The sequence below is a fragment of the Mesorhizobium sp. M8A.F.Ca.ET.021.01.1.1 genome (genome assembly GCF_003998025.1).
In the GTDB taxonomy this organism is placed as follows: Bacteria; Pseudomonadota; Alphaproteobacteria; order Rhizobiales; family Rhizobiaceae; genus Mesorhizobium.
The window spans coordinates 37,844-44,339 of sequence record NZ_RZSJ01000005.1 but is presented as its reverse complement, the minus strand read 5'-3'; the positions used below and the strand labels follow the sequence as shown (position 1 = coordinate 44,339).

Genomic DNA, 6,496 nt, shown 5'->3' with positions numbered 1-6,496 from the left:
ATGTTTTGCCATCCGCAAGCCCGCCGCGAAAGTCTACACCCTGGCCGACTATGTTGCCGAACGCATCATGCTGCCGCTGCAGGCCGATGCGCTGAAAAAGGCCGTCCGCGAGCGGCGCAACATGCTGATCGCCGGCGGCACTTCCTCGGGGAAGACAACACTCGCCAACGCTCTGCTGGCTGAAGTCGCCGAATGCGACGATCGGGTGATCCTGATCGAGGACACACGCGAACTGCAGTGCGCGGCCAGGGACTGCGTTGCCCTGAGAACAAGGCGGGGCTCGGTCACCCTTGCCGATCTCGTGCGCTCGACGCTGAGGCTCAGGCCGGACCGCATCATCGTGGGCGAGGTGAGGGGCGCGGAAGCGCTCGACATGCTGAAGGCATGGAACACCGGGCACCCAGGCGGCATCGCTACCGTACACGCCAATTCCGCGCGCTCGGCTCTCTATCGCATTGAGCAACTCGCCCAGGAAGCGGTGGTCACCGTTCCCCGCCGGCTCATCGCTGAGGCGATAGATCTGATCGTCTTCATAGCGGGACGCGGCTCGTCGCGCCACATCGACGCAATCGCCGAGGTCACCGGTCTCGACGGCAGCGGCGATTACGCCGTTGCCCCGCTCACGCTTTCGCAACTCCAGCAGCTTTGAAAGGCCTTCCTCATGCGCAAGAAGCTTCGCTTTCTTTCGTCCACAGCGCTCGCGTTTCTTAACACGGCCCCGGTTTATGCCGCCGGCTCCGGCATGCCGTGGGAGCAGCCGCTGCAGCAGATCCTGGAGTCCGTGCAGGGACCGGTCGCCAAGATCGTTGCGGTGATCATCATTATCACCACCGGCCTGACGCTTGCCTTCGGCGACACCGCCGGTGGTTTTCGGCGCCTGATTCAGATCGTCTTCGGTCTGTCAATCGCCTTCGCGGCATCGAGCTTCTTCCTCTCCTTCTTCTCCTTCGGTGGTGGGGCGCTCGTCTGATGGCCGCCGGGGAGCAGCATATCGAGGGCTTCGCAGTACCGGTCCACCGGGCGCTGACCGAGCCGATCCTGCTCGGCGGGGCTCCGCGCGCGGTGGCGATCCTCAACGGTACAGTGGCCGCGGCCATTGGCTTCGGCTTGCAGCAATGGATTGCTGGTCTGGTGCTTTGGATCGCAGGCCACTCGTTAGCGGTGTTTGCCGCAAGACGCGATCCGGACTTCGCCAGCGTGCTTGTGCGCCACCTACGTCTGAAGGGGTGGCTTGCATGCTGAACCTTTCGGAATATCGAAGCAAAGCCGACCGGCTTGCCGACCATCTACCCTGGGCTGCCTTGGTGGCGCCCGGCATCGTGCTCAACAAGGACGGCAGCTTTCAGCGGACGTTGCGGTTCCGCGGCCCGGATCTCGAAAGTGCGACGGAGGCTGAACTCGTCGGCATTTGCGCCCGGGCGAACAATGCTCTCAGACGCCTTGGCTCTGGCTGGGCATTGTTCTTTGAGGCCGAGCGCACAGAAGCGCTGGGCTATCCGAACTCGCATTTTCCTGACGCCGCGTCGTGGCTGGTCGACGAAGAACGCCGCGCTGCTTTCGAGGGGAAGGTAGCGCACTACGAGAGCCGCTATCATCTGACCTTGGTGTTTATGCCACCGCCGGACGCCCAGGCGCGCGCAGAAAGCGCGCTCGTCGACTCTCATTATTCCCGAGGAGAAAGAGACTGGCGCCAGGATCTGGCGAGGTTCCGTGACGAGACCAACCGCGTGCTCGATCTCTTCTCGGGTTTCATGTCCGAAGTACGCGTCCTCGATGATGCTCAGACGTTGACCTACCTCCACGGCACGATTTCGCCTCGTCGCCATCCTATCATGGCCCCGGAAACGCCGATATATCTGGATGCAATCCTGGTCGATGCGCCGCTTACCGGTGGCCTGGAGCCGATGCTGGGTGAGCAGCATCTTCGCACACTGACCATCCTCGGCTTTCCGAACCTCACCCGGCCCGGAATCCTCGATACCCTCAATCATCAGGATTTCGCCTATCGCTGGATGACGCGCTTCATTCCGCTCGAGAAAACGGAAGCCACGAAGACGCTGACGCGATTGCGCCGGCAGTGGTTTGCCAAGCGCAAATCGATCGTGGCAATCCTACGCGAGGTCATTACCAACGAGCCGGTCCCGCTTGTCGATAACGATGCCGACAACAAGGCGCTCGATGCCGACGAAGCCCTTCAGGCATTGGGCGGTGATCATGTGAGTTTCGGCTATCTCACCACCACCGTGACGGTGTGGGGCGAGGATCGCCAAGCCGCTGCAGAGAAGCTTCGCGCGGTCGAGCGCATCATCAATGGGCTCGGCTTCACCACGATCCGAGAAGGCGTCAATGCGGTCGAGGCTTGGCTCGGCTCATTGCCTGGCCATGTCTACGCTAACGTTCGCCAACCGCTCGTTCATACATTGAACCTTGCCCATCTCATGCCGCTGTCGTCGGTTTGGGCCGGTCCTGCGACAAACGAGCATCTCGCGAAAGTCACCCAAACCGAAGCGCCACCGCTTTTCGTTGCCGAGACCAGTGGGTCGACACCGTTTCGGCTTTCCACCCACGTCGAAGATGTCGGCCACATGCTGGTTGTTGGTCCGACCGGCGCCGGCAAGTCGGTTCTGCTTGCTCTGATTGCTCTGCAGTTCAGGCGCTATGCCGGCGCCCAGGTTTATGTCTTCGACAAAGGCAATTCGGCCCGTGCTGCAACACTTGCCATGGGTGGAGAACACCACGCGCTAGGAGCGGACGGTTCCCTTGCCTTTCAGCCACTGCGCAGCATCAACGACCAGGCTAGCCGAAGCTGGGCGGCCGAATGGATCGCCAGCCTTGTTGCCCACGAGAACGTCACCGTCACGCCGGAGGTGAAGGAGGCTATTTGGTCAGCGCTGGCCAGCCTTGCCACCGCGCCGGCGCAGGAACGCACACTGACCGGTCTTTCGGTCCTGCTTCAATCCAATGCGCTGAAGACCGCATTGATGCCCTACACGCTCGACGGTCCCTTCGGCCGCCTGCTCGATGCCGATCATGATGGGCTGGCCTTGTCGGATGTGCAGTGTTTCGAGACCGAGGAGTTAATGCACAGCCAAGGCGCTTTGCTGCCGGTGCTTACCTATCTGTTCCAGCGACTTGAGGAACGGTTCGACGGACGGCCCACGCTGATCATGCTCGACGAGGCGTGGGTCTATCTCGACAATCCGCTGTTCGCCGCCCGCATCCGCGAATGGCTGAAGGTGCTGCGAAAGAAGAACGTGTCGGTTGTCTTCGCTACGCAGTCGCTGGCTGATATCGCGGGCTCTGGCATAGCGCCGGCAATCATCGAAAGCTGCCCGCAGCGCATTTTCCTTCCCAATGATCGTGCCGTGGAACCCCAGGCGCGCACAGCCTACGAGCGCTTCGGTTTAAGCGAGCGGCAGATCGAATTGATCGCCCGCGCCACGCCGAAGCGTCAGTATTATCTGCAATCGCGCCGCGGCAACCGTCTGTTCGAGCTCGAGCTTGGCCCCATCGCTCTTGCGCTTTGCGGTGCTTCCGATCCGGCCACGCAGACTCTGATCGACAGGATCATGTCCGAAGACGGGCAAGGCAGCTTTGCCTCGCAGTTCCTGATCGCGCGCGGCCTCGATTGGGCCGGCGAACTTCTCAAGCAATTCCCTCAACCAGACAAGGAGCAATTCTCATGATGCGGCGACGCCTTCTCTCCGGCCTGATCACCGTTTCCCTGATCGCCAAGCCTATGGCCGACTATGTGCAGCCCGCGTACGCCCTTATCGTGTTCGATCCGTCCAATTATGCGCAGAACGTGCTGACGGCCGCGCGCGCATTGGAGCAGATCAACAACCAAATCCAGTCGCTGCAGAATCAGGCGACCATGCTGCAGAACATGGCGCGCAATCTTCAGCGTCTGGATTTCTCTTCCGTTGGCCAACTCACCGGTTCGCTCCATCGCATCGACGGCTTGATGGACCAGGCGAGTGGCCTCAGCTTTGATCTGGGCAAGCTTCAAGACCAGTGGCGCAGCCAATATCCGGAAAGCTACGACGCCACGATCAAAGTCAGCGATGTGGCGAGTGCTGCGCGGGAGCGTTGGCAAACCGCCATGCAGGCGTTCCGCCAGACCATGGGTGTCCAGTCGCAAATCGTCGAGAACGTCCGCGCCGACGGCGATCTGCTCGCCGATCTCGTCAACCGCAGCCAAGGGGCGGCCGGTGCGCTTCAGGCAAGCCAGGCCACCAACCAGCTGATGGCGCTTTCGACAAAACAGCAGATGCAGATCCAGACGCTGCTCGCAACGCAGTTTCGAGCTGAGGCCGAGGATGCCGCCCGCAAGGCCCAGTCAGACGAAGCCGCCCGCGAGATGACGAAGCGGTTCTTGGGTACCGGCTCGGCTTATCCCGGCAATTAATCACGAGTTCATCACGACGAGAAAGGCAGCGGCATGAACGACCTTGGCGTCATCGATCGCTTCATGGAGACCTTCATCCGCTACATCGACAGCGGGTTCGGTCTGCTATCGGGCGACCTCGCCTTCCTCACTACCATTCTGATCGGCATTGACATCACACTTGCCGGCCTGGCGTGGGCGCTCGGCGACGAAACCAGCGTTCTCGGCCGGCTTGTCCGCAAGGTGCTCTATGTTGGCGTCTTCGCCTTCATTCTGAACAATTTCAAGAACCTCGCCGATATCGTTTATCGTTCTTTTGCCGGTCTCGGGATTAAGGCGTCGGCCGGCAATCTGTCGGCAGACAATCTCTTGCGCCCGGGCCGCATTGCCGCGACCGGTTTCGAAGGTGCTTGGCCAATGCTTGACCAAGCCAGTCAGCTCCTGGGCTTCCCGGAAATCTTCGGCAACGCACTGACCATCTTCGTGCTGCTGATGGCCTGGTTCCTGGTTATCATCGCCTTCTTCATCCTTTCCATCCAGCTTTTCATCACCATCCTAGAGTTCAAGCTCACCACGCTGGCAGGTTTTGTTTTGGTTCCATTCGCACTTTGGAACCGTTCAGCGTTCCTGGCCGAACGCGTGCTCGGCCATGTTATCTCGTCAGGCATCAAGGTGATGGTGCTCGCCGTCATTGTCGGTATCGGCTCCACGCTCTTCGGGGAGTTCGCTTCCGCATTGCAAGGCAAGGAGCCGGATCTTGCCGGTGCCATGTCCCAGGTACTGGGCGCACTGGCACTGCTTGGCCTTGGCATTTTTGGGCCGGGGATCGCGTCGGGTCTTGTCTCAGGCGCACCGCAGCTTGGGGCGGGCGCCGCCCTCGGCACGACCGCGGCGGCAGCGGGTGTATCACTCGTTGCTGGAGGCACAGCATTTGCTGGCGCGCGTATGGCAACCAGCGGCGGTCTCGCCGCCATCCGAGCCGGCACAACAATGGGATCGGCTGCTTCCACGTCATGGCAGATCGGGCGCGCAACCTCGCCCGACGCTGGCCTCTCCGGTGTGGCTGCTGGAATGCATGGTGTAACCAGTGCAGCTGGCGGCGCCGCTATACGCATAGCGCGATCCGCCACTGCAAGTGTTGGGCGCAACGCCGATGCCGGGCGCGATGCCGCGTGGACCGCGACCGGCGGCGCGCCGACAGCGTCAATGACCGAACGCTCTGCCGGTTCGGCCACTGTTTCGGCGCCGACGTGGGCAAGGCGCCTACGTTCTGAACAGACCGCCCGGGCAAATCGCCACGCTGCCATGCAAGCTGTCCGAGACGGAGACCGGCCGGGAGGCAGCGCCAACCCCTCTCTCAACGACAAGGATGACTAGATGCTCTTCAAGCGACCCGTGCACCGTTACGGCAAAACACCCGAACCGGTCACGCCGTATCAAAAAGCCGCCCAACTGTGGGACGAGCGCATCGGCTCATCTCGACTGCAGGCCAGGAACTGGCGGATCATGGCCCTTGGCTGCCTGGCCTTGGCGACCGGGCTTTCCGGCGGACTCGTATGGCAGTCGATGCAAAGCCGTGTCGTGCCTTATGTCGTCGAGGTCGATGGCTTCGGCGAGACGCGCGCCGTCGCGCCGGCGGTCCGGAATTATGAGCCCTCGGATGCTCAGATCGCCTGGCATCTCGGCCGCTTCATCCAGAATGTCCGTTCCGTTTCCACCGATCCGGTTTTGGTTCGGCAGAACTGGTTGGCAGCGTACGACTTTGCTAGCGATCGCGCAGCGCTCTTCCTCAACGAATACGCCAAGGCGAACGACCCCTTCGGTCAGATCGGAACGCGCAGTGTTTCGGTACAGGTCACCAGCGTGGTCAGAGCCTCCGAAAGTTCATTCCAGGTCAAATGGACCGAGCAGGTGTTTGAGCGCGGAAGCCTTGCCAGCACGATGCGCTGGACTGCGATCCTCACGATCGTGATCCGCTCGCCAAGCAATACGGATCAGCTGCGCAAGAATCCGCTCGGCGTCTTCATCAATGCCATTGACTGGTCACGCGAGCTCGACAGCGCCGTCCCAGCCCCCCTTTCTCCGACGGAGTCCACCAATGAAAGGTAA

The 6,496-nt window shown here is 61.5% G+C and carries 7 protein-coding genes; all 7 read left to right on the top strand.

What is annotated here, in order from left to right:
- Positions 1 to 649, top strand: a 649-nt coding sequence (locus tag EOA36_RS01805) for an ATPase, T2SS/T4P/T4SS family (protein ID WP_127275342.1), incomplete at its 5' end; no start/stop codon positions are given.
- A 12-nt stretch (positions 650 to 661) separates the two neighbouring features.
- On the top strand, positions 662 to 970 hold the full coding sequence (locus EOA36_RS01800) for a TrbC/VirB2 family protein (RefSeq protein ID WP_126057781.1): 309 nt from the start codon (positions 662 to 664) through the stop codon (positions 968 to 970).
- Complete coding sequence (locus tag EOA36_RS01795) at positions 970 to 1,242, top strand: VirB3 family type IV secretion system protein (protein WP_024502852.1); 273 nt, start codon at positions 970 to 972, stop codon at positions 1,240 to 1,242. Before EOA36_RS01800 ends, EOA36_RS01795 begins: the two co-directional genes overlap by 1 nt.
- Positions 1,236 to 3,686, top strand: a complete 2,451-nt coding sequence (gene trbE, locus EOA36_RS01790; RefSeq protein WP_126057782.1) for a conjugal transfer protein TrbE — start codon at positions 1,236 to 1,238, stop codon at positions 3,684 to 3,686. The genes EOA36_RS01795 and trbE overlap by 7 nt, the downstream gene beginning before the upstream one ends.
- Complete coding sequence (gene trbJ / locus EOA36_RS01785; RefSeq protein ID WP_024502854.1) at positions 3,683 to 4,408, top strand: P-type conjugative transfer protein TrbJ; 726 nt, start codon at positions 3,683 to 3,685, stop codon at positions 4,406 to 4,408. Before trbE ends, trbJ begins: the two co-directional genes overlap by 4 nt.
- Before the next feature lie 33 nt (positions 4,409 to 4,441).
- Entirely contained in the window at positions 4,442 to 5,764 is a 1,323-nt protein-coding gene (gene trbL, locus EOA36_RS01780; protein WP_126057783.1) for a P-type conjugative transfer protein TrbL, read from the top strand.
- On the top strand, positions 5,765 to 6,496 hold the full coding sequence (gene trbF / locus EOA36_RS01775; RefSeq protein WP_126063930.1) for a conjugal transfer protein TrbF: 732 nt from the start codon (positions 5,765 to 5,767) through the stop codon (positions 6,494 to 6,496).

Excerpts from the sequence above, each read along its gene's own strand:
- EOA36_RS01800 (WP_126057781.1), top strand. The coding sequence starts at position 662 with ATGCGCAAGAAGCTTCGCTTTCTTTCGTCCACAGCGCTCGCGTTTCTT.
- trbJ (WP_024502854.1), top strand. The coding sequence starts at position 3,683 with ATGATGCGGCGACGCCTTCTCTCCGGCCTGATCACCGTTTCCCTGATC.
- trbL (WP_126057783.1), top strand. The coding sequence starts at position 4,442 with ATGAACGACCTTGGCGTCATCGATCGCTTCATGGAGACCTTCATCCGC.
- trbF (WP_126063930.1), top strand. The coding sequence starts at position 5,765 with ATGCTCTTCAAGCGACCCGTGCACCGTTACGGCAAAACACCCGAACCG.
- trbE (WP_126057782.1), top strand. The coding sequence starts at position 1,236 with ATGCTGAACCTTTCGGAATATCGAAGCAAAGCCGACCGGCTTGCCGAC.
- EOA36_RS01795 (WP_024502852.1), top strand. The coding sequence starts at position 970 with ATGGCCGCCGGGGAGCAGCATATCGAGGGCTTCGCAGTACCGGTCCAC.